General features: G+C 71.7%; 24 protein-coding genes. 6 read left to right on the top strand and 18 right to left on the bottom strand.

Annotated elements, in window-relative coordinates:
* The first annotated feature begins 214 nt into the window (after positions 1 to 214).
* Complete coding sequence (locus CV755_RS07930; RefSeq protein ID WP_241561043.1) at positions 215 to 1,807, top strand: carboxylesterase/lipase family protein; 1,593 nt, start codon at positions 215 to 217, stop codon at positions 1,805 to 1,807.
* A 54-nt stretch (positions 1,808 to 1,861) separates the two neighbouring features.
* Here CV755_RS07930 and CV755_RS07935 read toward each other — a convergent pair whose 3' ends face one another.
* The 3 genes from CV755_RS07935 to CV755_RS07945 are packed head-to-tail and all read right to left on the bottom strand — an operon-like array spanning position 1,862 to position 3,893.
* On the bottom strand, positions 1,862 to 2,494 hold the full coding sequence (locus tag CV755_RS07935) for a hypothetical protein (RefSeq protein ID WP_109279461.1): 633 nt from the start codon (positions 2,492 to 2,494) through the stop codon (positions 1,862 to 1,864).
* Between the two features lie 40 nt (positions 2,495 to 2,534).
* Positions 2,535 to 3,161 carry a class F sortase gene (locus CV755_RS07940; protein WP_109279462.1) on the bottom strand — a complete coding sequence of 209 codons (627 nt, stop codon included), beginning with the start codon at positions 3,159 to 3,161 and terminating at the stop codon, positions 2,535 to 2,537.
* 21 nt (positions 3,162 to 3,182) lie between these two features.
* A complete protein-coding gene (locus CV755_RS07945; RefSeq protein ID WP_241561044.1) occupies positions 3,183 to 3,893 on the bottom strand; it encodes a DUF4142 domain-containing protein in 711 nt (236 codons plus the stop codon).
* Between the two features lie 367 nt (positions 3,894 to 4,260).
* On the opposite strand from CV755_RS07945, the gene CV755_RS34545 reads away from it, so the two are divergent.
* Positions 4,261 to 4,413, top strand: a complete 153-nt coding sequence (locus CV755_RS34545; protein ID WP_161968616.1) for a hypothetical protein — start codon at positions 4,261 to 4,263, stop codon at positions 4,411 to 4,413.
* Between the two features lie 242 nt (positions 4,414 to 4,655).
* Here the strand turns inward: CV755_RS34545 and CV755_RS07950 are convergent, their stop codons facing one another.
* The 3 genes from CV755_RS07950 to aceA all read right to left on the bottom strand — a co-directional run bounded on the left by CV755_RS07950 (position 4,656) and on the right by aceA (position 8,630).
* Positions 4,656 to 5,549: a 3-hydroxybutyryl-CoA dehydrogenase gene (locus CV755_RS07950; RefSeq protein WP_109279463.1), complete on the bottom strand. Its 894-nt coding sequence runs from the start codon at positions 5,547 to 5,549 to the stop codon at positions 4,656 to 4,658.
* Positions 5,546 to 7,135, bottom strand: coding sequence for a malate synthase A (gene aceB, locus CV755_RS07955; protein ID WP_109279464.1), 1,590 nt, complete (start codon positions 7,133 to 7,135; stop codon positions 5,546 to 5,548). The genes CV755_RS07950 and aceB overlap by 4 nt, the downstream gene beginning before the upstream one ends.
* A 208-nt stretch (positions 7,136 to 7,343) precedes the next feature.
* The gene (gene aceA / locus CV755_RS07960; protein ID WP_109279465.1) at positions 7,344 to 8,630 is read right to left on the bottom strand and encodes an isocitrate lyase; all 1,287 of its coding nucleotides are present in this window, start codon (positions 8,628 to 8,630) and stop codon (positions 7,344 to 7,346) included.
* A gap of 339 nt (positions 8,631 to 8,969) precedes the next feature.
* Here aceA and CV755_RS07965 point away from each other — a divergent pair, with 339 nt between their 5' ends.
* The gene (locus CV755_RS07965; RefSeq protein ID WP_109279466.1) at positions 8,970 to 10,379 is read left to right on the top strand and encodes a short-chain fatty acyl-CoA regulator family protein; all 1,410 of its coding nucleotides are present in this window, start codon (positions 8,970 to 8,972) and stop codon (positions 10,377 to 10,379) included.
* 252 nt (positions 10,380 to 10,631) lie between these two features.
* Entirely contained in the window at positions 10,632 to 11,495 is an 864-nt protein-coding gene (locus CV755_RS07970; protein WP_109279467.1) for a DUF72 domain-containing protein, read from the top strand.
* A 26-nt stretch (positions 11,496 to 11,521) separates the two neighbouring features.
* Here CV755_RS07970 and CV755_RS07975 read toward each other — a convergent pair whose 3' ends face one another.
* From CV755_RS07975 to CV755_RS08000, 6 genes are all read right to left on the bottom strand, one after another.
* The gene (locus CV755_RS07975) at positions 11,522 to 12,895 is read right to left on the bottom strand and encodes a cryptochrome/photolyase family protein (RefSeq protein ID WP_109279468.1); all 1,374 of its coding nucleotides are present in this window, start codon (positions 12,893 to 12,895) and stop codon (positions 11,522 to 11,524) included.
* A gap of 93 nt (positions 12,896 to 12,988) precedes the next feature.
* Entirely contained in the window at positions 12,989 to 13,813 is an 825-nt protein-coding gene (locus CV755_RS07980; protein ID WP_241561045.1) for a polyphosphate polymerase domain-containing protein, read from the bottom strand.
* The gene (locus tag CV755_RS07985; protein WP_109279469.1) at positions 13,810 to 14,487 is read right to left on the bottom strand and encodes a DUF4956 domain-containing protein; all 678 of its coding nucleotides are present in this window, start codon (positions 14,485 to 14,487) and stop codon (positions 13,810 to 13,812) included. The genes CV755_RS07980 and CV755_RS07985 overlap by 4 nt, the downstream gene beginning before the upstream one ends.
* 311 nt (positions 14,488 to 14,798) lie before the next feature.
* Positions 14,799 to 16,883, bottom strand: coding sequence for a SpoIIE family protein phosphatase (locus tag CV755_RS07990; protein ID WP_109279470.1), 2,085 nt, complete (start codon positions 16,881 to 16,883; stop codon positions 14,799 to 14,801).
* Positions 16,884 to 17,003: 120 nt separating this feature from the next.
* Positions 17,004 to 17,585 carry an ATP-binding protein gene (locus CV755_RS07995; RefSeq protein ID WP_109279471.1) on the bottom strand — a complete coding sequence of 194 codons (582 nt, stop codon included), beginning with the start codon at positions 17,583 to 17,585 and terminating at the stop codon, positions 17,004 to 17,006.
* Between the two features lie 240 nt (positions 17,586 to 17,825).
* On the bottom strand, positions 17,826 to 18,479 hold the full coding sequence (locus CV755_RS08000; protein WP_109279472.1) for a DUF4360 domain-containing protein: 654 nt from the start codon (positions 18,477 to 18,479) through the stop codon (positions 17,826 to 17,828).
* 407 nt (positions 18,480 to 18,886) lie between these two features.
* Between CV755_RS08000 and CV755_RS08005 the strand changes: the two genes are divergently transcribed.
* Positions 18,887 to 19,222, top strand: coding sequence for a helix-turn-helix domain-containing protein (locus tag CV755_RS08005; RefSeq protein WP_109279473.1), 336 nt, complete (start codon positions 18,887 to 18,889; stop codon positions 19,220 to 19,222).
* Here CV755_RS08005 and CV755_RS08010 read toward each other — a convergent pair.
* From CV755_RS08010 to CV755_RS08025, 4 genes are all read right to left on the bottom strand, one after another.
* Entirely contained in the window at positions 19,201 to 19,983 is a 783-nt protein-coding gene (locus tag CV755_RS08010) for a hypothetical protein (protein ID WP_153068609.1), read from the bottom strand. The two genes, CV755_RS08005 and CV755_RS08010, sit on opposite strands and share 22 nt — an antisense overlap.
* 291 nt (positions 19,984 to 20,274) lie before the next feature.
* Positions 20,275 to 20,964, bottom strand: coding sequence for a serine hydrolase (locus CV755_RS08015; protein WP_206608396.1), 690 nt, complete (start codon positions 20,962 to 20,964; stop codon positions 20,275 to 20,277).
* Between the two features lie 141 nt (positions 20,965 to 21,105).
* A complete protein-coding gene (locus CV755_RS08020) occupies positions 21,106 to 22,119 on the bottom strand; it encodes an ArsR/SmtB family transcription factor (protein WP_241561046.1) in 1,014 nt (337 codons plus the stop codon).
* A 24-nt stretch (positions 22,120 to 22,143) separates the two neighbouring features.
* The gene (locus CV755_RS08025; protein WP_109279476.1) at positions 22,144 to 22,908 is read right to left on the bottom strand and encodes a polysaccharide deacetylase family protein; all 765 of its coding nucleotides are present in this window, start codon (positions 22,906 to 22,908) and stop codon (positions 22,144 to 22,146) included.
* 216 nt (positions 22,909 to 23,124) lie between these two features.
* Here CV755_RS08025 and CV755_RS08030 point away from each other — a divergent pair, with 216 nt between their 5' ends.
* The gene (locus CV755_RS08030) at positions 23,125 to 23,466 is read left to right on the top strand and encodes a hypothetical protein (RefSeq protein ID WP_109279477.1); all 342 of its coding nucleotides are present in this window, start codon (positions 23,125 to 23,127) and stop codon (positions 23,464 to 23,466) included.
* Positions 23,467 to 23,493: 27 nt separating this feature from the next.
* On the opposite strand, the gene CV755_RS08035 is transcribed toward CV755_RS08030, so the two are convergent.
* The gene (locus CV755_RS08035; protein WP_241561047.1) at positions 23,494 to 23,895 is read right to left on the bottom strand and encodes a hypothetical protein; all 402 of its coding nucleotides are present in this window, start codon (positions 23,893 to 23,895) and stop codon (positions 23,494 to 23,496) included.
* 108 nt (positions 23,896 to 24,003) lie between these two features.
* A complete protein-coding gene (locus CV755_RS08040) occupies positions 24,004 to 26,388 on the bottom strand; it encodes a phosphoketolase family protein (RefSeq protein ID WP_109279479.1) in 2,385 nt (794 codons plus the stop codon).
* Positions 26,389 to 26,432 lie beyond the last annotated feature (44 nt).

A 26,432-nucleotide genomic window follows, 5' to 3' on the forward strand; every position in this document is an offset into this window, starting at 1 on the left:
CGGTCACCGAGCGGGCCATCCATACCTCTGACCGCCGGCCTCGGCGCCGGCGTCCGGGCTCTGACCGTCGAGCGCGGCGGGCGCGGAAATGTGTGGACCGATGTGCGGCGCTACCACCGCGGCCGGGCAGCGCTCAGCCGCATAGTCCGCCAACGCGGCTGACTTTCTTGGCAGAAGGGTAAGCAGGCCCGCCCGCGACTCCTACTCTGGTGGGATGGCGGAGAGCTTGCGTGCGGTGCCGGGAGGCCGGTTCGGGCGGCTGACGGCCGTGCTGACCGTCGCCCTGCTGGTCTGGTGCGGGATGTCACCCGGTGCGGCCGCTCGCGGAGCGGTCTCCGGCGCAACGGCGGTGGTACGCACGGCGGATGGAGCAGTGCGCGGCAGCGTGCACCGCGGCTACCGCACCTTCGAAGGCATCCCCTATGCCGCGCCGCCGGTCGGCCGCCGGCGGTGGGCGCCGCCGCGGCCCGTCACCCGCTGGCGTGGCGTACTGGACGCCACGCGGCCCCGCAGCGCCTGTCCGCAGACAGCCGGTGAGGTGCCCGGCGGCAGCACTGACGAGGACTGCCTGCGGCTCCATGTCACTGCCCCGGCAACCGCCGCGCCCGCCCATCCGAAGCCGGTGCTGGTGTGGCTGCCGGGCGGCGGTTTTATCACCGGCGCGGGGCAGTCCTATGACGCCCACCGGATGGCAATCCGGGGGGACATCGTGGTGGTGACCGTCAACTACCGTCTGGGCGCGCTGGGTTTCCTGGCCCTGCCCGGCCTGCGCGGGGCGGGCACCTTCGGACTGGCCGACCAGCAGGCCGCACTGCGCTGGGTCCGGGACCGCATTCGCGCCTTCGGCGGGGACCCGGGCAATGTCACCCTGGCCGGGGAGTCGGCGGGCGGCTTCAGCGTCTGCGCCCAGCTGGTCTCCCCGGGCTCCATTGGCCTGTTCCGGCGGGCGGTCATCGAAAGCGGCCCCTGCACGGGAGCGCCTGCCCGGCCCTTCGGCCCTTCGGCAGCGCCGCTGGCCTCGGCCGAGCGCGACGGCACCGCGCTGGCCCGCAAGACCGGCTGCGGCGGGGCGGCCGATGTGCTGGGCTGCCTGCGGCGGCTGCCGGTGTCCCGGCTGCTGGCCGCCCAGGGAGAGGTGCGACCGGCCTATGGCACACCCCTGCTGCCCCGCGATGTGGCCGCCGCCGTCACGGCGGGAGCGGTACGCCGGGTGCCGGTGCTGATCGGCGCCAACCATGACGAGGGCAATGGCTGGGCGGCCGCCGCCCTTGAGGGCGGTGCGGTGATCACGCCAAGGACCTGGCCGCAGACGGTCGCCTCCTTCTTCCCCGATCCCTCCCGGGCCGCGGCCGTGGTGCGCACCTACCCCGTGCGCTCCGCCCGGCGGGGCGGACCGGTGTTCGGCGCGCTCCTGGACGACTGGAACTACGCCTGCCCCACCCTGCGCACCCAGCACCTGCTCCGGCGCCAAGTGCCCGTGTGGGCCTATGAGTTCGCCGATGAACACGCGCCGCCGGTGACCGTGCCGGGCAAGGCGCCGTTTCCACTGGGCGCGGTGCACGCCGCCGAACTGCCCTATCTCTTCGACCTCGGCGGCAGGCCCGCCGCACTCACCGCCGACCAGCGCCGGCTGTCGGACAGCATGATCGCCGCGTGGACCCGCTTCGCCCGCACCGGCGACCCCAACGGCCCGGGAACCCGGCGCTGGCCGACCACAGGAGTTCTGTCCCTCACCCCCCAACACACCGGTCCGGCAAGGGACATCGGCACCCGCCACCACTGCCCCTTCTGGCAGACCTTCCCCTGAGGCCGGGCCGGACCGGGCGCTGCGAGCCGGGAAACCGAACATGGAGACCCTGAGTCAGTAGATCGTCAGCGAGACACCACACAGGCCGAGGCCGGCGTCGGCTGCCTGACGCCATTGCCTGAGCGGGCCGTCCAACACGCTTTCCTCATCCGGGGCGTCATCGAGCCATAGCCGGCTCATCGCCACCGCCCGTTCCTGGTTGGTGAAGGTCAGTGCGCGTTCCACCCTGGGCAGGGTGGCACGCACCTCGGCGGAGGTGAACAGGAAGCTGCCGCACCAGCCGGGAAACAGTGCCGCCCGGCGCGGCCCAATGGCATGGAAGAAGGCCGATACGGCAAATGTCTTGGACTGTACGGAAATGAACATCCGCTCCGGATCCTCGCTCACTTCCCAGACATCGTCGATCAACCGGAAATCGTCATCGCCACCGCCGTCGTACATATCGTGGATGTGCTGCCCGGCAGTCAGGTCCAGGAAGGAGTGGATGGCGCCGGCCTCGGGAGACCCCGGTTCGGCGTCCAGCCAGGTCCGGTAGTCCGGCAGTGGCTCTTTTTGCCAGCGCTGCCAGCGTTCACGGGCCAACGGATCATTACGCTCTGCCGCGAGCAATGGCCGCATGCGCGGCGCCAGTTCTTCGATGAACGCATCGCTGTGAGCGCTGATGGCCCAGGCCGTGGTGATCCCCATCCGGCCAAGGCTAGGGGACCGCTCTCCGCGGCGCGTTCGGTCAGGCGTGGTCGGGCAGCGGCCTGCCGATCAGGACCAGGTTGTGGGTGTACCGGTGCCGTTGGCGGTCGTACGTTCCGGTGCAGGTGATCAGGGCCAGCCGGGCTTGGCCGGTGTCGGTGAACAGCCCGGCAGGCAGGGTGCTCTTGGGGTAGGAGTGATGCTCGGTGATGAGATAGGAGTGTGTGCCACCGTCGTCACTGGTGATCACCACTTGTGTGCCGGGGCGGACATCGCGGAGGGCCGCAAATACGCCCGGTCCGTATTCCCGGGTATCGACATGCCCTGCCAGCAGAACGGTTCCCTCGCGGGCGCCCGGTCTGGCGCCCAGGGCCCACCAGCCGATGGTGTCCGGGGAACGTGGCAGTTCCAACGCCCCATCGGCGTCCGCGGCCACCGGTACCACCGTGGCACGGAAGTGGCCGCGGATCTCCACCGCCTCCGGCGGCGCGGGCGACAAGACGTCCCCGCCGCCCTGCGACGCGGTTTCCGCTTCCCTTGGCAGCCCATGGGCATGGGCCCGGTGGAAGGTGCCGGGAGCCTCCTCCGGGGAGGAGACCCCCGGCACCAGCGCCAGGCCGAACGCGCAGGCCAGACACAGTGCGCCGCGCGCCAGGAGGACGGCCATGGTGCTCGGCTCGCTGTTCGCTCAGCGCGGGCCGGGTGCCGTCCGGTTACGGCGTCTCCGAACGCCCCAGGCGACGGCGCCGGTTGCCAGGGCCCCGCCCAGCCCGACGGCGCCTATGACCGTCGGACTTGTGATTGCCGAAGACTGGGAAGAGTTGGTGACGGCCGTCATCCCGCCGTCACCCGCCGGAACGGCGTGTGAAGCCGACTGCTCGCGGCAGGTGCCGCCGCTGACCAGGCCCAGGTGCATGGCGACCACGGGACGGGCCGCCTTGGCCGCCGCGGTGATCTGCGCATTGTGGCCGGAGGAGATCTGCTGGTCGATCAGGGCGAGAGTGGCCCGGTGGTTCATGTCCTGAGCCGACAGCCAGGCGCTGTCATAGCTTTTGGTGCCGGCCTTGGCGCGGATGTCGGCGAGTTGCTGCTTCTGCTCGGCCGAGGGTGCGGCGGGGAGCGAGACTCCCAGCTGCTTCGACAACTTCATGACGTCGCCGTCGAGTTTGGTGTGGTCGCGGATCAGTACCCGCCCGACGTCTTTCACACAGGCGCTGACCGCGTTGGTCTGGGCGTCGTTACCGGCCTCGATCTCCGCGAGATTGCCCTGGTGGACGGTCTTGAGGAAGGCGCTGTCCGTCCCGTTGCCGCTGTCACCGGAGGCCGCCTGGGCGGACACCGCCATGGATGCGGATATCAAGGTGGCCGCCATGACGGCCACCCGCTGTCCGTGCCTCATAAGGGTTCCTTTCGTCTTCGGCGACGAGGGCTCATGGGGAGGCGCTGCCGCCGGCCGGCGCACCGCCTGGGAGCGGGGTGCGTCATGTGCTGGACCCCGAGTTCCATCACTGTGCGCGATGACACACATACGCTACGAAAACCACTCGAACGGCTGAGCCAAACCACCCGTGTGGCATGCGCTGCGTTGGCGGTGAGCGCCGCCTGGTACCAGCGGGACGGCCGATCGTGTGACCCGCCGCCGGGGGCAAATGGTGCACGGCGCCGTCCCGGGGCGGTCCCGCGGGCGACGGTCAGAGTGGCTGACGCCTCGGCGACGGTGCCCGCCCGTCGTCCCGGGCGTCCCGCTCGCCCAGGTCATCGCCGGGATGCCGCTGCCGGTGGCGATGATGGCCAAGCAGGCGCCCGGACGAGCCTTCGAGGCCACGCTCCTGGACGGCGCCCGCTCCCAACACTGGCCGTTACGGGCGGTGTTGGCGGCCGCCGGCCGCAGGCGACTGCCGGAGTTCCGCCACCGCTGATCCATAAGCAGGAGAGCGCCCACCCGGCGCGAGAAGATCCCGCCGGGTGGGCGCCGGGCGCGAGCGGCCGGCTGCCGGCGCGGGTCAGCCGCTGGCAGGGAGCGGTGCAGGAGCACTCGAACCGGACGGCGGCGGACACGGCGGCCAGTGCGCGGGCCGCGAGCGGTGCCAGCAGGGCGGCGGTGATCGCCATCGCCCCCTGACCAGGTAATCAGGCAGCGGTCGCAACTCTGCGTAGCCCCTCAGGCCCCCGTCGTCCCAAGCTCGCCCTTCTGGTCGTAGCTGTGGAACCCCCGGCCGGTCTTCCGGCCGAGCAGTCCCGCCTGCACCATCCGCTGGAGCAACGGCGGTGGCGCGTAAAGGGGTTCGCGGAACTCGTCGTACAGGGACTCGGCGATCGAGGCGACGGTGTCCAGGCCGATCAGGTCCGCGAGCCTGAGCGGGCCCATGGGGTGGGCGCAGCCCAGTTCCATGCCGGTGTCGATGTCGGTGGCGGTGGCGAAGCCGGATTCCGCCATCCGGACGGCTGCGAGGAGGTAGGGGATGAGCAGGGCGTTGACCACGAAGCCGGCCCGGTCCCGGGAGTGGATCACCGTCTTGCCGAGCGTGCGGGTGGCGAACTCCTCCACGATGGCGGCCGCCTGCGGTGAGGTGTGCAGGGAGGTCACCACTTCGACCAGGGGCAGGACGGGCACCGGGTTGAAGAAGTGCAGGCCCACGACCCGGTCCGCGTGGCCGGTGGCCATGCCGAGCCGCATGACCGGGAGGGAGGAGGTGTTGGTGGCGAGTACGGCCGCCGGATCCTCGACGATCTTGTCCAGGGCGGCGAAGATCTCGGTCTTGGCGTCCGGGTTCTCGGCAACGGCCTCGACGACGAGCTGGCGGTCGGCGAGCTGGTCCAGGCCGCTGGTGAACACGAGCCGGGCGAGGGCGTCCTCCGCCGCTGTCCGCTCCAGCTTGCCGCGCCGTACGGCCCGTTGGAGGGAGCTTGCCACCCGGTCCCGGGCGGCGCCGGCGGCGACCGCGTCCACCTCGCAGACCACGGTGTCCAGCCCGGCCCGTGCGCACACTTCGGCGATCCCGGCGCCCATCTGCCCGCCGCCGACCACGCCGACGCGTGTGATGACCCCGCTCATGCTCCGGCCTCCGTCCGTCGCACCAGGTGGCGGTGGTACGCGTCCGTGGTGAAGAACGGCGGCAACTCGCCGGTCATGGCGGTCCGTTCGAAGAGGGCGCGGATGTCGGCGACGGGCGCCCACGGGTATTCGGCGCCGAGCGCGTCGGTCTCCTCGTCGAGGACCTGATCCACGGTCTCCCGGCCGATGACCCGGTGGCGCAGCCACTGCCAGATCTGCACCCGGGCAATCTCGGCCGTGGCCGCGTCCTCCATCAGCCCGTCGATGGCGACCGCGCCCTGTCCGCGCAGCCAGGCGGCGAAGTACCGCAGCGCGACACGGACGTTGGTGCGCACGCCGTCCGCTGTGGGCGGCCCGCTGATCCGCCGCACCGACAACAAGTCGGCCGGTGTCACCTCGACATCGTCGCGGGTGCGGTCGAGCTGGTGGGGCCGTTCGCCGAGGACGCGGTCGAAGACCTCGCGGCAGAGGGGCACGAGTGCGGGGTGGGCCACCCAGGAGCCGTCGAAGCCGTCCTCGGCCTCCCGTTCCTTGTCCAGGCGGACCTTGGCCAGTGCGGCCTCGTTGGCGGCCGGGTCCTTGCCCGGCACCTGGGCGGCCATGCCGCCGATGGCGTGGGCGCCGCGCTTGTGGCAGGTGCGCACCAGCAGTTCGGTGTACGCCCGCATGAAGGGGGCGGTCATGGTGACCCTGGCGCGGTCGGGGAGGAGGAAGTCGCTGCGGTGGCCGAAGGTTTTGATCAGGCTGAACAGGTAGTCCCAGCGTCCGGCGTTCAACCCCGCGCTGTGCTCGCGCAGTTCATAGAGTATCTCCTCCATCTCGAACGCGGCGGTGATGGTCTCGATGAGGACGGTGGCGCGGATGGTGCCGCGGGGGATGCCCAGCAGCTCCTGGGCGAGCAGGAAGATGTCGTTCCAGAGCCGGGCCTCGTACCTGTTCTCCAGTTTGGGGAGGTAGAAGTACGGGCCGTGCCCCGCGTCCATCTGGCGCTGGGCGCAGTGGAAGAAGTAGAGGCCGAAGTCGACGAGCGCGGCGGGCACCGGTTGGCCGTCGTACTGAAGGTGCTCTTCCTCCAGATGCCAGCCGCGCGGGCGGACCATGATGGTGGCGAGCCGGTCGCCGAGCCGGTACTCCCTGCCCTCCGGAGTGGTGAAGTCGATGCGCCGCTCGATGGCGTCGAGCAGGTTGAGCTGCCCGCCGACGATGTTCTCCCACCGGGGCGCGGTGGCATCCTCGAAGTCCGCCATCCACACCCTGGCGGCGGAGTTGAGCGCATTGACGGTCATCCGGCGGTCCGGCGGTCCGGTGATCTCCACCCGCCGGTCGGTGAGCCCGGGTGCGGGCGGCGCCACCCGCCAGGCGGGATCGTCCCTGACCGCGGCGGTGACCATGGGGAAGTCCAGCTGGGAGCCCGTCGCCAGCCGCAGCAACCTGCGCCGGCGTTCCTTGAGGAGTTCCTGGCGGCGCGGTGCGAAGGCGGCGGTCAGCCGGCCGACGAAGTCCAGGGCGGCCGGGGTGAGGATCTCATCGTGACGATGGCCGGGCGGGGCGAGGACGCGGACCCGGTGGGTGAGTGCGGTGGGCATCGGGCTCTCCTGAGGGAAGGGAGCGGAGGGGGACTGATGGCTCTTGGGGCGCCCCGTTAGGGGCGCGGGGCGGTTATTCGATATGCGGTTCCGCCGCGTGGGCGCGACCAGCCACCGACGGCCTGCACGTGACGCGTGACCGGGGGTACGGGGCCGCCACGGGAGGAACCACACCCGGCCACGGCACGGCCCAGCCGTCGGGCACCGCCTAGTGGAACTGCTCTTCTTCCGTGGACCCGGACAGGGCGGTGGTGGTGGAGGCGGGGTTGACGGCGGTGGACACCAGGTCGAAGTAGCCGGTGCCGACCTCGCGCTGGTGCCTGACCGCGGTGAAGCCGTGTGCCTGGGCGGCGAACTCCCGCTCCTGGAGGTCCACATAAGCGGTCATGCCGTGTTCGGCATAGCCGCGGGCGAGGTCGAACATGCCATGGTTGAGGGAGTGGAAACCGGCCAGCGTGATGAACTGGAACCGGTAGCCCATCGCGCCCAACTCGCGCTGGAACTTGGCGATCTGGTCGTCGTCCAGCGCGGCCTTCCAGTTGAAGGAGGGCGAGCAGTTGTAGGCGAGCATCTGGTCGGGGTACCGCGCGTGGATGGCCTCGGCGAACTCACGGGCCTGCGCGAGGTCGGGGGTGCCGGTCTCGACCCAGATCAGGTCGGCGTACGGGGCGTAGGCCAGCCCGCGGGCGATGACCGGCGCCATGCCGTTGCGGACCCGGTAGAAGCCTTCGGCCGTACGCTCGCCGGTGGCGAACTCGGCGTCACGCTCGTCCACATCGCTGGTCAGCAGGTTGGCGGCGAGGGCGTCGGTGCGGGCGATGATAACGGTGGGCACATCGGCGATGTCGGCGGCGAGGCGGGCCGCGTTCAGGGTGCGGATGTGCTGGGAGGTCGGCACCAGCACTTTGCCGCCGAGGTGGCCGCACTTCTTCTCCGAGGCGAGCTGGTCCTCGTAGTGGATGCCGGCCGCGCCCGCCGCGATCATCGCCTTGGTCAGCTCAAACGCGTTCAGCGGGCCGCCGAAGCCCGCCTCGGCATCGGCGACGATGGGTACGAGCCAGTCGGTGGTGTCCCTGGCCTCCTCGGCGGTGGTGATCTGGTCGGCGCGCAGCAGTGCGTTGTTGATCCGACGGACCACCTGGGGAACGGAGTTGGCGGGGTACAGACTCTGGTCGGGGTAGGTGTGCCCGGCTTGGTTGGCGTCGGCCGCGACCTGCCAGCCGGACAGATAGACGGCCTGGAGCCCCGCCTTCACCTGCTGCACGGCCTGGCCACCGGTCAGCGCGCCCAGCGCGTGGATGTAGTCCCGCTCATGCAGCTGCCGCCACAGGCGCTCGGCACCGCGCCGGGCCAGGGTGTGCTCCTCACGGACGCTGCCCGAGAGCCGCACCACATCCTCGGCACGGTAAGTGCGCTCAATGCCCCGCCACCGAGGGTCGGTGGCCCAGCGCCGCGCGAGTTCCCCGGCCGCCTGCGTCCTGGTCGCCTCTGCCATGACTGTCACCATCTCCTCGGTCTCCACTGGCTTTACTGGCTTTACTGGCTTTACTGGTTGCGAATCCCGCCGTCCGCATCAACGGCGGTGGCACTACGTGTCGCTTGCGGGGTGCGGCCCGTCCTCGTCGAGAGCGGAGAGCTGAGCGAAGCCGAGCAAGTGCCGGTGTCCGGCGGGCCGCACTACGACCTTGACACTGGCACTGAGTGTCAACAACCTTGGCACAATGCCAAGTTCTGCAAATCTTTCCGCCGCTTTTTGCCAACTTTGCGAAGGTCTCGGTGAAGGGTGTGGCCAAGTAGGCTGCCGAATCGGGTCCGTGAAGCGGAGGAGTGACCGGTGAGCAGGACATACGCGGGGGCGCGGCTGCGGCGGCTGCGTGCGGACCGCCGGATAAGTCAGGCCGAACTCGCCCGCGTGCTGGGCATCTCACCGAGCTACCTCAACCAGATGGAGCATGACTCCCGGCCGCTGACCGTGCCCGTGCTGCTGCGGCTGACCGAGGTGTTCGGTATCGACCCCGGATTCTTCTCCGAGCGCGATACGACCCGGCTGATCGCGGACCTGCGCGAAACACTGGCCGGGGAGCTGTCCGAGGCCCGGATATCCGCCGCCGACCTGGCCGAGCTGGCGTCGCGGATGCCCGCCGTCGCCCAGGTCCTGCTGGACCTCGGCCACCGCAACCAGCGCCTGTCCGAGCGCCTGGCCGGGGCCGCGGACGGCCGGAACGGCGACCGGGGCACCACGGCCTCGCCCCATGAGGAGGTCCGGGACTTCTTCTACCGCCGCCAGAACTACCTCCATGAAAGCGATCTCGCGGCTGAGCGCCTGGCCTCGGAGATCGGCATCCGGCCGGGCGAGGTGACCGGGGCCCTCACCACAAGACTCGCCCAGGTCCACGGCATCCGTCTCGCCACCGAGCCCGGTGAGCGCCTGCACCACTACGACGAGGCAAGCCGCACCCTGCACCTGTCCCCGCGGCTGCGCCCCGGCCGCCGCGCCTTCCGTGTGGCGACCCAACTGGCCCTGCTGGAATACGCCGATGACCTCGGCCGGCTGGCCGCCGAGGACTTCCAGCCCGGCTCCCCCGCCCACGCCCTGGCCCGCCTCGGCATCGCCCACTATTTCGCCGCCGCGCTGATCATGCCGTACACCGCGTTCCACACGGCCGCCGAGGAAGCGCGCTACGACATCGAACGCCTCACCGACCATTACGGCCTCGGCTATGAAACCGTCTGCCATCGGCTGAGCACCCTGCAACGCCCCCGGCTGCGCGGAGTGCCCTTCTCCTTCGTCCGCGTGGACCGGGCCGGCAACCTCTCCAAACGCCAGTCGGCGAGCGGCTTCCCCTTCTCCCGGGCCGGTGGCACCTGCCCGCTGTGGAACGTCTACGAGGCCTTCGCCGCCCCCGGCCGCGTCCATGTCCAGATCGCCGAAATGCCCGACGGCCAGCGCTACTTGTGGACCGCCCGCGCCGTCACCCGGCATCGCGGCGGCTGGGGTGAGCCCGGCAGGACCTATGCCATCGGCCTCGGCTGCGAGATCCGCCACGCCCACCGCCTCGTCTACTCCGACGGCCTCGACCTCGCCAGCGCCTCCGCCGCGACCCCGATCGGCATGGGGTGCCGGGTCTGTGAACGCCTCGGCTGCTCCCAGCGGGCCGTGCCGCCACTGGGGCGTGAACTGCTCATCGACCAGAACAGCAGCACCTTTGTGCCCTATCCGGTGAAGGATGACGGGACCGTGTGACGCGAGACCGGCGCCCCGCAACGGCGCGATCGGCCAAGGGCGTTCCGCATCTGCGGACACTCGGCGACGCGCCCTCCATGGCCGGGCTCTCGGATTCCGGGAATGCCGGGGCGGGAGCGGGGGCAGACGCGGCTCACCGCCTCGTCCGCGGAGGATGTCCGCGGGCCGACGCATGGGAGGGAGAGCCAGTGACCGCAGCCACCGCGGCACCGCACCGGACCGGCGCCCCGGCCGGGAGCTGAGCGGCGCGCCATGCCCGGGATCCTGGTCGGCACCTGCTCCTGGACCGATCCGGCGCTGGTGCGCAGCGGCTGGTACCCGCCCGGCGCCCGGGACGCCGAGGGGCGGTTGCGGCACTATGCCGGGCGGTTCCCGGTGGTGGAGGTGGACTCCTCGTTCTATGGGCTGCCCAGCGGCCGCAACGCCCGGTTGTGGGCCGAGCGCACTCCGGACGGCTTTGTCTTCGACGTCAAGGCCTTCGCACCGCTGACCGGTCACCGGGTCCGGTCCGCCGCGCTTCCGGCGGACCTGCGCGGAGCCCCGGTGACCGATGAGGTGCGCGCCGAGCTGTGGCGGCGCTTCGCCGGGGCGCTGGACCCGCTGCGCGCGGCGGGCCGGCTGGGAGCGGTACTGCTGCAACTCCCGCCCTGGACCGGGCCCTCGGAGCAGGGGCATCGACAGCTGGCCCGCTGCCGGGCGCTGGCCGGCGACCTTCCGCTGGCGGTGGAGTTCCGCCACCCCGGCTGGCTGGCCCCCGGCGAACTGCCCCGTACCCTCGGGCTACTGGCCGCGTATGACCTGTCGCTGGTGGCGGTGGACACCGCGCCGGGCCTGGCCCGCAGTATGCCGCCGGTGACCGCGGTGACCCGGCCGGAGCTGGCCGTGGTCCGTTTCCACGGCCGTTCGCCGGCCTGGGGCACGGGCACCAAGGAGGAGTCGTACCGCCATGACTACACGGCGGACGAACTGGCCGGCTGGGCGCGGGAGATACGGTGCCTGTCCCGGCGGGCCCATGAGGTCCATGTGCTGTTCAACAACTGTTGCGGCAGCGCCGCCGTGGAGGCGGCCGCCACCATGCAAGAGTTGCTGGCGGCCGGGACGGCGGACGGTGCCTGAGTCCGTTGGTGCAGTGACGTCCCCCGCTAGTCCCCCTTGCCCCGCGCCCGCCGGAAGCGGTCGAGCCCCTCGGCGAGTTCGAGGACCGGGGCGGGGTAGCCGAGGGCGGCGCGGGCCGTGCCGGGCAGCTTCCCCACCTGGTGCACCAGCCCGGCCTCCACACCGGAGAGTTCGGGAACCCAGCGGCGTACATAGGCTCCGTCCGGGTCGTAACGCCGGGCCTGGAGCACCGGGTTGAGCACCCGGTTGGGGCGGGTGTCGGTGCCGGTACCGGCCATCCACTGCCAGTTGAGCTGGTTGTTGGCCAGATCGCCGTCCACCAGCCAGTGCAGGAAGTGGGCGGCGCCGATCCGCCAGTCCACATAGAGGGTCTTGGTCAGGAAACTGGCGGCGAGAAGCCGGGCGCGGCCCGGCATCCAGCCCTCGTGGCGGAGTTGCCGCATGGCCGCGTCGATGACCGGGTAGCCGGTGCGGCCCTCGCACCAGGCGTCGATATCGGCGGCGGCGGTGCGCTCGGTGCGCCAACGGTCGCCCTTGGTGCGGTAGTCGGCGTGGGCGGCCTCCGGGCGGGCGGCGAGGACCTGGCGGTGGAAGTCGCGCCAGGCCAGTTGCCGCACAAACGCCTCGGCGCCCGGCCCGCCGCGCCGGCGCGCACGGTGCACCAGCTCCACCGGGGACACGGTGCCGAAGTGCAGATGGGCGGAGAGGCGCGAGGTGGCGTCGGCGGCGAGGTCGTCATGGGTGGTGTGGTAGTCGTCCAGGCCCCGGCGCCAGTAGGCGGTCACCCGGCTGCGGGCCGCGCTCTCCCCGCCGGGTGGCAGGACCGGGGAGCTCCCGGTGCTCCCGCCGGGTGCGGGCACCCGCTCACTGGTCACCCCCTCGGGGACGGGCACCCGGCGCGGGGCACTGGTGAGCGGGCGCACCGGGATCTGCGCCCACTGCCGGTAGTAGGGGGTGAAGACGGCGAAGTGGTCGGAGGAGGCAGGGGTCACGGTGCCGGGCGGCACCACGACGGTGACCGCCTCATGGACCGACAGCCGGCAGCCCAGGGCCGCCAGGGCGGAGCGCAGCCGCTCCTCCCGGCGGGCGGCGAACCCGCTGTGCCCGGCCGCCATATGCACCTCGCCGGCATCCGCCTCGGTGACCACCCGGCACACCTGCTCCACCAGGCCGCCGGAGCGCACCACCAGCCGGCCGCCCCGCCGGCGCAGCCCGGCGTCCAGGTCGGCCAGGCAGTCGGCGAGGAAGGCGCGGCGGTTGGGCGCGGCGAACCCGGCCGCCTCGATGGCGGGGTCGCGGACGAACAGCGGAACGACGGCGTCCGCCGCCAGGGCCGCCCGCAGCGGCGGATGGTCGGAAAGCCGCAGATCGGCGGTGAACAGGACAATGGAGACGCGCATGGGCTCAGCCTCTCCCGGGCGGAGGTGACCGCCCGGCACCGGCGCCGGGCGCTTCGACCGGGCGGGTGACGGGCCCTTTGCGCCGGGTCGCGGTCACAGCGCCACCCGCGTGCTGGCTGCCCGCGTAGCGCCGAAAACCTCACCCGCCGCACGCCGCCAGCGGATTCCGGGCAGGTCCGGACGCAGGGCCGCAAGGGCTCCGCAGTATTTGGTGAAGACGGCCGGCCGCATTCCATGGGCATGCAGCAGCCGGTCGGCGCGGCCGAGCCGGCCGGCCGTCTTGGTCTCGACCAGCACCAGGCCGGGGACGCAGCGCACGGTGCGGCCCGTCTCCGGGTCGGCACAGATCAACTCGGTGTCGCAGGTGAGGCGTTCGCCGTCGGCGACCAGTGTGCTGCGCGAGTAGTCGGTGGTGAGGGAAGGGCCGAGTTCGCCGGGCGCGCCGATGCCATAAGCACGCCGCAGGGTGTCGGCGAGGAACGTCCGGTACGGCGCGTCCAGCGCGGTGCCCGTGCCGGTCAGCGGGCGGCGGAGTTTGACGGTGCTGCCGCGCCGTCCCTTCAGCTTGATCTCGAACTGCCGCTCCCCGGAGTCCTGGTACACCCGCTCGCGGATCTTGAAGCGGAGTCTGCGCCCCTGCCGGTGGTCGTGGAAGGAGCGCAGGCCAGGGGTGTCGTAGTAGACGGAGCGGTAACGGAAGGCCCGCCGCCCGCCGATGGCCAGCGCATGGAAGGGACCGCCGGGGCACCGGGGGCCGGTGAGACGCTCGGCGATCGCCAGGAAGGCGTCCATGGGCACCAGATAGCTGCGGTCGAAGCGGGCCAGCAGCTCCGAGCGCTCATTGAGCTCGGCGAGCGAAATGGGTGCGGCGGCCTCGGTGATGGCCTCAACAGCCCGCGTGGCGGGCGACGTCCTCACACCGGCTCCCCGACCGGCGCCGAACCGGGCACGCGGGAGCGGAGGCCCCTGCCTGGGCGGGGGCCTCCGGAGCCGATGCCCGCAGCCGGGCGGGGCTCGCGGTAGCGCACATCCACGACCATCAGGTCGCGGACGAAGTCCACTTCCCGGACCGTCCAGTTGAGCGGCTCCCCCAGCCGCCGGGCGAGGTCGGCGCGCAGCGCGGCTGGGCAGCCGTGCACGGTATCGAGGGTGACCACGGCCCTGGCGCAGCGGGCCAGCAGCCGTGGGCTGTCCGCCGCCCAGACCGCCGCCAGCAGCACGGTGCTGAGCGCGGCCGCCATGGCAAGCGGCAGCCGCGGCAGACCGCAGATGAGGCCGAGGACAAGCGTGGTGAAGTAGTACGCCACCTCCTCCTGCTGCACCGCGTCGGACCGCAGCCGGACGATGGACAGCACCCCGAAGAGCCCGAAGCCGAGCACCGTGCCGCCCCTGGCGCCGGCCTCGGCGAGTACCGCGACCACGGTGAACACCCCGGCGTTCAGGGCCAGATAGGCCGGTACCAGATCGCGGCGGCGGTGCCGGGGATGGTAGATGAGGAAGGTCAGCAGGCAGACGGCGGTGAGATCGAGTGCGCAATGGGCGGCGATGGCCGGCAGGACGTGCGGGACATGCGGGGCATGCAGGGCATACATGGTACAGCTCCCCCCTTGTTCGGTGTCGAGTTGAACACAGAGAGTAGCCGTCGCGCCATCAAACATGGGGAGCCTGTGGAGAAACAATTCTCCACAGCAGAACGCGAGTTGTGCGACAGCCCGCACCGGATTGCGGCGGCGTTCACGGCACCCCCGTGGCCGTGAACCACCGTCGCGCCTTTGGGACGTTAGTCATTCGCACGAGCACATAGCAACTGGCCGTACCGGGGTTGCGGAAGCACTCAAGGGGGCAATCGGGGGCGCTGGAGGCCGAGTTGAGCTCGGCGCACGGGGGCGGCGGGGCGGCCCGGTCAGGCCGGGGTCACCTCTGCGATCAGCACCGCGACATCGTCCTCCGCATTGCCCTCCCGCAGGGAGGACAACAGCAGATCGCAGGTGTCCTCCAGCGGCAGCCGCTCGGTGTCCAGTACCTCGGTCAGGGCGCGCAGCCTTTCGTCGATGCCCGCGTCCCTGGTCTCCACCAGGCCGTCGGTGTAGAGGACCAGCCGGTCGCCGGGGGCCAGTGCCATGGAGACGCTCTCGAAGGGGACGCCGCCCACTCCCAGCGGGGCCCCGCTGGGCAGTTCCAGCAGGCCGGGCCGGCGGCCGGGGCGGAGCAGCACGGGGGGCAGATGGCCGGCGGTGGCGGCACAGCAGGTGCCGTCGCGGGGGTCGTAGACGGCGTAGAAGCAGGTGGCGATCATCTGGCCGAGGCCGATGGCGGCGCGGTCCAGGTGACGCAGCACCTGGGCCGGGTCGAGGTCCAGCCCGGCCAGGGTACGGCCGGCGGTGCGCAGCTGGCCCATGGCCGCGGCGGCGGTGATGCCGCTGCCCATCACATCGCCGACGACCAGGGCGCTGCGGGCCTCGTCCAGCGGGATGACGTCGAACCAGTCACCGCCGACCTGCCCGGCGGCCCCGGCGGGCTGGTAGCGGTAGGCGACCTCCAGCCCGGACGGTTTCTCGGGGCGTTCGGGCAGCAGGCTGCGTTGCAGGGTCAGGGCGGTGGCCCGTTCGCGCTGGTACCAGCGGGCGTTGTCGATGCATACGGCGGCGCGGGCGGCCAGTTCGCCGGCCAGGACCACATCGTCCTCGGTGAAGGGGCGGTTGTGGTCGGTGCGCTTGAGGTCCAGGACGCCCAGCACCTCGCCGCGGGCGATCAGCGGCACGGCGGCGTAGGAGTGCAGTCCGGCCCTGGCCAGCAGGGCGGCGGAGGGTTCGTCACGGGCGACGCGCAGCAGGTCCCGGGTGCCGACCCGGGGCAGCAGTACCGGGCGGGCGGTACTGACGCACTGGGTGACCAGCCGGTCGGCGTCGTATTTGGCGATCTGTCCGGGCGGGTCGGCGGCCCGGGCCGCCTCCCGGGCGCCCAGGTCGTCGGCGGCGGCCACCGCCAGGGCCCGGAAGACGGCCGGCTGCCCGGCGGGCGGGGAGGAGGAGCGGTTGCCGTCCAGCACCGTGTCCAGGATGTCCACGGCGGCCACGTCGGCCAGCTCGGGCACCACTACTTCGGCGAGTTCCCGGGCGGTCTGGTCGAGATCGAGGGTGGTGCCCACGGCCACCGTGGCGTCGGCGATCATCTTCAGCCGGCGGCGGGCCTCGGCCGCGGCCAGGCCCGCCCGGTGCCGGTCGGTGACATCCACCACCGAGGCGGCCAGGCCCAGGATGTGCCCGGCCGGGTCCTCCAGCCGGTAGTAGGACACCAGGCGGGCCCGCTCGTCCTCCTCGCCCGCCAGGCGGCCCACCACAAACTGGTCCAGCAGCGGGGTGCCGGTCTCCAGCACGCCGCGCATGGCCGCCTCCACCGCGTCGGCGTCCACCAGGGGCAGCACATCGCGTACCTGCCGGCCGATGTGCGCCTCGGCGGGCAGCCCGTGGATGCGCTCCAGGGCGGGGTTGACCATCACATAGCGCAGCTCCGGGTCGAACACCGCGACGCCGATCGGCGACTGGGCCACCAGCCGCAGGGACAGCGCCAGGTCGCGTTCGATGTGGCGCAGTACCTCGCGGTCGGTGGCGATGCCCAGCGCGAAGTACTTGCCCTCGCGGTCCTGCAGCCGGACATTGCGCAGTTCCACCGGGCGGGGGCGGCCGTCCTTGTGCCGGACGGGGAAGACGCCGGCCCAGCTCTCGCCCTCGCCCATCACGGTGGCGAACAGGTTGAGGACCAGGTGCACATCCTCCTCGGCGACCAGCAGCCGGGCGGCGTACTGGCCCAGTGCCTCCTCCGCGGTCCAGCCGAGCAGGGCCTCCGCCTGGGGGCTCCACAGCACGATGCGGCCGTCCTGGTCGAGCAGCACGGCGGCCACGCTGAGGACGTCCAGCAGTCCGCCGGGGGCGTACGCCTCGCCCTCCGCCCGGCCGGGGCCCGGCGGGGCGGCGTCGGTGGTACCCATGCCAGGTCCTCCTTGCACCGGCTCATCGCGCCGCGGCGGCCTGGTCCCCCTTCCGCCTGTGAAGGCCGCGGCGCCTTCCATCGTCTCTCCGAATCCGGGCGGCGCGCAGCCCCGGGCCGGTCAGGCGGGGTGGGCGGAGGGCAGCGGGAGGGTGAACCAGACCGTCTTCCCGGCGGGTGAGAGGTGGTGTCCCCACTCGTCGGCGATCTGCTCGACCAGCCACATGCCACGGCCGTTCTCGCTGTCCGGGCCGGCCCGGCCGCACCGCGGCAGGCTCCCGCCGCCGTCGGTGACCTGGGCGATCAGCCGGGCGGGGGTACGGGAGAGGGTCAGCTCGACGTCTCCGGCGCCCTCCGGGCCATGCACGATGGCATTGGTGACCAGCTCGGAGAGCAGCAGCAGGGCGTCCCCGGCCAGGTCGTGCAGCCCCCATTCGGCCAGCAGGCGGTCACAGAAGCGGCGGGCGGCGGCCACCGAGCGGGGCGAGGCGGGCAGTGAGATGGCCCGGGACGGTCCGTCGGCGGGCCGGGCCGGGGGGTTCCACCGGGCGGGCGGGGCGTAGATGCATACCGGCGCCCCCTGGTCCCAGTGGCCCAGCAGCCGCCGGGGCGCCGCCGGCCTTCCGGCGAGGAGATCCCCGGCGCCGTACAGGGCGTCGGCCATATGCGGGGGACGCAGGGTGTCGCGACTGAATACAGGCATCGGCTCTGGTGCGTTTCGGGGGCGCGGAGCACATCGGACGAGGTTTCGTCACCGGGCTCCGCTGTGGTTTTCCCAACAGTCGCTCGATTTCCGCCAAAGGTCTATACCCTCACCGCTACTCTGTCGTGACAGAGAGTGATAAATGCAGGTCAGAGCATGTTGAACGGACAATAAAGTCTGGGTCAACAACGGCCGGGGCCCTGGCGGGCGGCCGTCCCGCCAGGGCGGTGTGCCGTGCGCCTACTTGGACGGGCATTCCTTCCAGGCGAAGTGGTAGGTGGTCTTGATGCTGCCGTCCGTGGAGTCCATGGTCATAAAGCTGGTGGTCCTGGTCGGGTCGGAGGTGCCCGCCTCCACCCGCAGTTCGGTGTTGATGTTGAAGTTCCGCAGCTCACCGCAGGGGGCCCAGACCAGGGCGCCCACCGGCACCGAGTCGGTCTGCTGCCAGTTGTCGTTCATCTGGCCCTGGAAGCGGTGGGTGCTGGGGACCGTCTGCGGGTCGCCCTGGAAGTAGTACGAGGCCTTTTCCATGCCTCTGGCGCCCGGTTCCAGGTGGGCGTAGCCGCGGTAGTCGGCCGAGGCGATCGCGTAGGTGAAGCCCTGCGGGACGTGCACGATCAGGTTGAGCTGGCAGTTCTTGCGGAAGTCGGTGGGAGAGGCGCCGACGCCGACCTGGGCGAGGTAGTTGCTGTAGGTGACGGTGAAGGCGGTGTTGTCGGGGGAGACGGCGACCGCGGCGGTGCCGGTCGGACATCCCGAGCCGTTGACGGTAGCGACGTCGATCACGATCTTGTCTGGCGGCGGGTCGGTGACCACCGGCGATCCGCTGTTGGCGGAGAACGCCGAGGCGATTAACGCCGTGATCGCGCCAGCAGTGACAAGGCCACCGGGCATGACTCTCCAATCGGTTGTCTTCGGGCGGGCGGTGCCGCCCGAGGGGACGAGGGGGCTCCCCTGGCGCCCGTATGCGCCCATCCGGTCTGCACTGGCTCCCCCTTGAGCGGAAGGGGCGGGACGGTGGTGTGCCGCCCCCGGGACAGAGGCGAAGAGCGCGAGAGAGAACGCGAGCGAACAGCCATAAGTTGCATGGCCATGACAATGCGCGGCCCCCATGGGGACGGGGAGCGTTCGGAATGATAGGGAGCGCCCAGGGGGTTGGCTAGAGCTCCGGAGTGCGACCTTCAGCAATCCCAATCTGGCCGAAAACCATCGCCTGCCCGGTATTTAGCTAAGCCTAAAGGTGGCATGCTGCTGTCAGACAACCGGACATCCGGGAAGCGGGACGCAAGGGGGGATCGGTCATGGCATGGCGCCGCACCACCACCGATGGAGAGCAGGCGGCCGGAGCCCGGCTGGCCCGGCAGGCCACCGCCTCGCTCGCCGGGCTGCTGGCCGAACGGGAGCTTTCCCGCAGGGAGTTGGCCGACCGCCTGGGCGTCTCTCCCGGCCGGGTGAGCCAGATCCTCTCCGGGGACGAGAACCTGACGCTGCGTACCCTGGCCGCGGTGGCCGAATGTCTGGGCGCCCGGGTCGAGATCACCTTCCAGGACGCCCCGGAAACCGGCACCGCGCTCCCCACGCTCGCCCTGACGGAGACCGCCTCCGCCGCCACCGGCTACGCCCCGCTGCCGCGCTGAGCCCCGGCCGGGGCCAGACAGCGCTCCCTCAGCTCCCGCACCCGCCCATGGTCACTGCGTTTGCCATGCGCGTGCTCCAGCTCCAGCAGATAGCGCAGATACTGTTCGGCCTCCCCGAACGCCCGCCGCACCAGGCGCTGTTCCTCCCGGGTGGGACAACGCCCCTGCTGCTGGCAGGCCTTGTCGATCCGGGTCTCGATGGTGATCCAGCGCTGTGCGGCGGCCCGTACGGCCGCATGCCGCTCGGCGATCTCCCGCCGCAGCTGGGTACGGGCCCGGCTGGTGCGCCCATGCACATCCACCCGGTGCAGCAGATGGTTCTTCAGGGCGCCCGCGAAGGCGTCCAGGTCCCAGCAGTCGGCGAAGCCCTCGGCCATCCGGTCGCACCACTCGGCCCGGTCCAGCCGCAGCCGGAGCGCCAGTTGCTGGAGCAGCAGCGAGTCGCCCAGGGTCAGCACCGCCAGTACGGCCCGGGCGCCGCCCTGTTCGCTGCGGCCGCGCGGTATCACCCCGGAACCGGCTATCGCACCCACCGCCACCGGCGGCACATCGGAGGCATGGGGCAGCACCAGTCCGCTGGCCACCGCGGCCATCGCCGAGGTCCACAGCAGCACCGCCACCGCCAGCCCGAAGGACCGCGGTGAGCCCAGCAGCCGCCCCTCCTCCCGGAACCGGAAGACCAGGCAGACCCAGGTGACGGGCGCGCAGACCATGGCGGGAAGCGCCCACTCCGCGATGAAGGACGCCTGCTGCACTGCCACTTGGCCCCCGTCCGGTCCTGGCACGGCACCCCGCCGTGATCACCAGAGGATGCTGCCACCGGACCCCTCACCGCGTGCAATGTTCCGGCCAAGCGCCATCCGGACAGCGGGCTTCCGGCCAATCCCCCGCTGGAAGCGGAAGGTTGCCCATCGCCTTGCCCATCGCTGCGGTCAGCGGCCTGGTGACGGCCCCGGGAACGGTCAGCCCGTGGTGACGGCCCCCGGAGTACGGTCAGCCCTCGATGACGGCCCTCCGCGCGGTCAGCCGCTGGCGACAGCCCCGGAGTACGGTCAGCTCCTGGTGACAGCCCCCGGCACGGTCAGCCCGGCACACAGCGCGGTGACCCGCGCGCAGGCCGTCCGGTAGCCGGTGCCCGCCGGGTGCCGGGTGAGTACGGCCACCAGGCACCGGTCGTCCTCCCCCACCGTGCCGGTGCTGTGCAGCACCGGCTCCCCGGGCCCTTCGAAGCCCGACCAGCCCTGTTTGACCGCCCAGGGCCGGCGGAACGCGGCCGGGATGCCAAAGCTCTGGTCGCAGCCGTCGGTGCCCCGCGGGGTGGCCGCCCGCAGCTCGCCCAGCACCAACTCCCGTACCCAGTCCGGCGCTTGCTCCAGCAGATAGCGGTAGACACGCACCGTATCGGCGGCGGTCAGGGCCGTATACCCCCAGTGCCCCGGGTACTCCGGCGGTGGCGGGCCCAGATCGCGAAGGCCCAGCCGGGCGCCCGTCCGGGTCAGCACCGCCGAGCCGCCCTCCGTGTCCCAGTAGCGGCTGGCCACCGCGTCATCGCTGCTGCGCAGCATCAGGCCCAGCCGCTCCCGCTCGCCGGGCCCGATGGCCCGCGCGGAGCGGAAGGCGTCCAGCCGGTCCAGCGCGATCAGCAGCTTGACCAGCGAGGCCGACCGGAACCGCAGGTCCGTGTTGAGCCGGTGGACAAAGGCGCCCGACCGCCGGTCGTAGACGGCGATACCGGCGGTCACCCCCGTTGGCACCTCAACTCCGTTCGGACACGCGGCTCCGGCCGCGGCACACCGCGAGGTCCCCCGTCTCCCGCGGCGGCCCGCCTTCCTCCTCCAGCCTGAACTCCCCCGGGCCGCCGGGCCAGTTGCTTAGACCCTGCTCTAAACCGTGAGGCCGGGGCCGCGTCCGTCCAGCAGATCCGCGCCCAGCGGGGTGAGGGTGTGGTGTGCCGAGCCGCCCACCCGCCGGGTGACCAGCAGCCCCGCGTCCCGCAGCACCGCCACATGGTGACTGGCGGTGGCGGCGCTGACATCGGCGCACCGCGCCAGCTCGGTGGTGGTGCCGCCCTCGGCCACCGCCTCCAGCAGCACCGCCCGGGTGCGCCCCAGCAGCGCTTGCAGCCCGCGCCCGGCCCGGCCCTGGCCGGGGGCCAGTTGCCGGGGGCTGTGCTCGATCGGATAGACCAGCACCGGCATCAGGTCCTCGCTCTGCAGGATGGTCGGCTTGCGCCAGCAGAAGAAGGAGGGCAGCAACAGCAGCCCGCGTCCGCCCAGATGGAGATCTCCCTGCACATGCGGGCCATGCATGATCAGCACCGGGTCCTGCCACTCCAGGGTGGGGTGCAGCGTCCGCAGCAGCCGTTCCAGGGGATTGCCGCCCGCTGCGGTGATGACCCTGGCGCGCAGCGCCAGGTCGGCGTCCACCTCGGCCCGGATGCGCGCCCAGTGCGGGGCCAGGGCCCGCTGGTGGTACGCGCGCACCGCGTCACCCAGCTCCCGCAGGGCGGTGACATCGCCGCGGGCCAGGTCCCGGGCCGCCGGGGACAGCGGGCGGCCGGAGGAGCGCGCCAGCTGGGCCAGGTCCTGGTGCAGCCGGACGCGGGGTGTGCACTGCAGGGCGTTGATGCCCAGCTCCAGCCCGCCGGCGGCGGCGGCCGGGGTGAGGAAGTCGGGCGAGTAGCCACGGGGCGGGGCCAGCGCCAGCAGCCGGCGGGTGTCCATATCCAGACCCGCCCGCAGCCGGCTGCGCCACTGGCCGAAGACCAGCGGGCCATCGCCGGTCTGCAGCATATGCAGGCTGAGCAGTACCTCCCACAGCGGGTCCGGGGCCTGGGCCAGCCTGGTCTGGGCGAAGTCGTCGCTGCCGAAGTGAATGCGCAGTGCCACGGATCCCATGGTCCCGGTTGCGCAGGGCGCCCTTCAATCACCCGGGGGGTGCCTTCCGGTCATTGACCGCCCCGGGCGCCTTCCCAACAGGCCGCGCAGGTCCACGACTTGGTAGCCACGGTCGTGGATCAGTTCGAGGATGGAGGGCAGCGCCCGCGCGTCCAGCACCTCACCGGAGCCGTCCGCCGACCCCACATGCATCTGCACAATGGCGCCCGGTGCCAGCACCTCGGCCACCCGCCGTACCGCCCGGGCCACCGTCATCCCGCCCGCCGTGCCCAGATAGCCCTTGGTGTCGGTGGTCCACTCGATGTCCGCGAACCCCAGCGAGGCGGCCAGCGCGATGCCCTCGGGGGTGGTCTCCCCGTAGGGGAAGCGGAAGAAGGGGGTGGGTTCGGTGTGCGCGGCCCGGCGCAGCGCCCGGTCGGTGGTCATCAGTTCGCGCACCGCCCGGTCGGCCGGGAGCCCGGTGAAGTGGGGGTGGCTGTAGGAGTGGTTGCCGATGCCGTACCGCCGGGCGATGGTGCGTACCGCGCCGGGGTGGCGGTCGGCGAAGTCGCCGGTGAAGAAGAAGGTGGCCGGGGTGCGGCGCCGGCCCAGCTCACGCAGCACCTCGGGGATGCCCGCCTCGTCCCAGGCGGCGTTGAAGGTGAGCGCCACCTCGGGCCGGGCGGTGGGAAAGCTCCGCACCGCTGTCCCGTACGGCCAGGGCTCGGCGGCTGCCGTGGCCGGCGGGGCACCCAGGGCGAGCAGCACGAGGAGCGCGGCGGCCGGCGCCGCCGTCCGTACCAGCCTCATGGCGCCATCCTGGCGCCCGGCGCCCCGCTGCGCCGGGCGAAAGGGCCGTCACGGTGAATACGGTGGTCATAGCGGGTGAACGTGGCATACCGGGCCCTGGTCAGACTTGGCCGCCCCGGGCGCTGCCGATAGCAAGACTGCCGGTATTCACCAACGTTGCCGGTATTCACCAACGTGAGGGTCAGGACCACAGTGAAATCAGTCAGTCGCGTAAAGATGGCGGTCGCGGGTCTCCTCGGCCTGCTGCTGGCCGGTGCGGGGGCGTCGCCCGCCATGGCCTGGGGCAGCGGGCCGTTCGACGCCGATGGCGACACCTATATCCGTTTCCAGGCCGGGTTCTCCTGCGAAGGCGAGACCCGCACCTGTGTCAACGGCCCGGTCAACAGCGGCAATTCCAGCAACTCGCAGAATGTGCGGCTGAGCGGGTCGTCCAGCAACAGCGGCAGCCCGGCCAACAACAGCGGATCGGTCAACTCCGGTTCCACCGGTACCGGCGCCGCCGCGGGCAGCTCCAACCACCAGCAGCACATCGGCGGGGGCGGCGACCTGCACCTATGAGCCGGGGCGCCACCGGCCGGAGCGGGCTCAGCGGATCACGGAGGTGTCGTTGCGGCTGTTGCGCTCCGAGCCGGTGGCGGAGTTGAGGCTGTTGGTGGAACCGGCGGCGGTCTCGATATTGCCGCTGTCCACCGGATTGCCATGGTTGACAAAGTTGTTGCTGTTGCTGCTGTTGCCGCTGGCCACCGGACCGTTGATACAGGGGTGCGGCGACCTGATCACCGGCGACTTGTAGTTGAAGTCGGCCAGGCGGTTGTTGCACACCACCCCGGACACCATCTCGGTGACGGTGCCCAGATCGGCACCGGCCACCGCGGACAGCAGGGACCCGCCGGGAGCGGGCTGTGTCTGCGCCTGCGCGTTCACGCTCCCCCACAGCACCAGGCCGCATGCTCCGGCGAAAGTCCCCGCCCGCACCAGTCTTCTCACAGCGCTCCCTGCCCGGTCGGTCCGCCCATTGGTCCCAGAGGTATGGTGCTGTGACCGCCCGTCCTGGTCCCGGTGACCCACAGACCGCCAAACACTCGCGGACCATATTCACCCGGACGGCTTAGCCGCCCCTCGGTCCTCCCACCGCCACTGGACGACCTCCGGCAGGTCCACCCCGTGCTGCCGGATCCACTCATGGTGCCGGGTACGCACATCGGCCATCTCCTGCCGTACGGCCGCCGCCCGCACCCCCAGGCCCGGCACCCGGTCGATGACGTCCATGACCAGCCGGTACCGGTCCAGGTCATTGCCGACCACCATGTCGAAGGGGGTGGTCGTGGTGCCCACCTCCTTGTACCCCCGCACATGCAGCTGGCGGTGCGCCGCCCGCCGGTAGGCGAGCCGGTGGATCAGCCAGGGATAGCCGTGGTAGGCGAAGATCACCGGCCGGTCCCGGGTGAACAGGGCGTCGAACTCGGCATCGGTCATGCCATGCGGATGCTCCTCCGCGGGCAGCAGCCGCGCGATGTCCACCACATTGACCACCCGCACCGCCAGCCCCGGCACCCGGCCGCGCAGCAGCCCCGCGGCGGCCAGCACCTCCTGGGTGGGGACATCCCCGGCGCAGGCCAGCACCACATCCGGCTCCCGGCTGCCGTCCTCGGTGCCGGCCCACTCCCAGATGCCGGCCCCCCGGGCGCAGTGCACCCGGGCCTGGTCCAGGTCCAGCCAGTCGTAGCAGGGCTGTTTCCCGGCCACGATCACATTGACGTAGTCCCGGCTGTGCAGCACATGTTCGGCCACGGACAGCAGGGTGTTGGTGTCCGGCGGCAGATAGACGCGCACCACCTCCGGGCTCTTGTTGAGCACATGGTCAACAAAGCCGGGGTCCTGGTGGGAGAAGCCATTGTGGTCCTGGCGCCAGACATGGCTGGTGAGCAGGTAGTTGAGGGAGGCGATGGGGCGGCGCCAGGGCAGTCGGCGGGAGATGCGCAGCCATTTGATGTGCTGGTTGACCATGGAGTCCACGATGTGGACGAATGCCTCGTAGCAGGAGAACAGGCCATGGCGTCCGGTGAGCAGATAGCCCTCCAGCCAGCCCTGACAGGTGTGTTCGGAGAGGATCTCCATCACCCGGCCATGCCGGTCCAGATGCTCGTCGGTCGGCAGCGTGGTCGCCTGCCACGCCTTGCCGGTGGCGTCGTAGACCGCCTGGAGCCGGTTGGAGGCGGTCTCGTCCGGGCCGACCAGCCGGAAGTCCCGGCGCTCTTCGGTGCTCCGCATCACCTCGGCCAGCAACTCGCCCAGCACGGCGGTGGGTTCGTGCAGCGTTGAGCCGGGCTTGCCGACCTTGACCGCGTGCCGTTCCAGCGGGGGCACCGGCAGACTCCGCAGCAGCAGGCCGCCGTTGGCGTGCGGGGTGGCGCCCAGCCGGCGGTCGCCCTCCGGCACCCAGGCCAGCACCGAGGGCACCGGCCGGCCCTCGGCGTCGAACAGCACCTCGGGCCGGTAGGAGCGCAGCCACTCCTCCAGCTGACGCAGATGCCGGGGGTCCTCCCGGACCCCGGCGAGCGGCACCTGATGGGCGCGCCAGGTGCCGGCCACCGGGACGCCGTCCACCCGGTCGGGGCCGGTCCAGCCCTTGGGGGTGCGCAGCACGATCAGCGGCCAGCGGGGCCGTTCCAGGGCTCCGGAGGTACGGGCGGCGTGCTGAAAGGCGGCGATCCGGTCCAGGGCGGTGTCCATGGCGCGCGCCATCTCCAGATGCACCTGGAGCGGCTCGTCGCCGGTGACATGGAGCGGCTCATGCCCCAGCCCCCGCAGCAGCTGGTCGAGTTCGGCCTCCGGGAGGCGGGCGAGTACCGCCGGGTTGGCGATCTTGTAGCCATTGAGGTGCAGGATGGGCAGCACGGCCCCGTCGTTGACCGGGTCGAGGAACTTATTGGAGTGCCAGGAGGCCGCCAGCGGGCCGGTCTCCGCCTCTCCGTCGCCGATGACACAGGCCACCAGCAGCGAGGGGTTGTCGAAGGCAGCGCCATAGGCGTGCGAGAGGGCATAGCCCAGCTCGCCGCCCTCATGGATGGAGCCAGGCGTCTCCGGGGCCACATGGCTGGGCACGCCCCCGGGGAAGGAGAACTGCCGGAACAGCCGGGCCATTCCGGCGGCGTCCCGCGTGATGTCCGGGTACGCCTCGGTATAGCTGCCCTCCAGCCAGGAGTTGGCCAGCACGGCGGGGCCGCCGTGGCCGGGCCCCCAGACGCAGAGGGCTTCCAGACCGCGCTCCTTGATCACCCGGTTGAGGTGGGTGTGCACCAGGTTGAGCCCGGGGGTGGTGCCCCAGTGGCCCAGCAGCCGGGGTTTGACGTCCTCCGGCCGCAGCGGGCGGCTGAGCAGCGGGTTGTCCAGCAGGTAAATCTGCCCGGCGGCCAGGTAGTTGGCGGCGCGCCAGTGGGCGTCCAGGGCGGCGAGCTCGGTGTCGGTCAGGTGCGGCATGCTTCCGCTCCTCCGGTTGGCGTCCTCACCACTGTGGCACCGGG

Source organism: Streptomyces orinoci (assembly GCF_003121295.1).
Classification (GTDB): Bacteria; Actinomycetota; Actinomycetes; order Streptomycetales; family Streptomycetaceae; genus Streptomyces; species Streptomyces orinoci.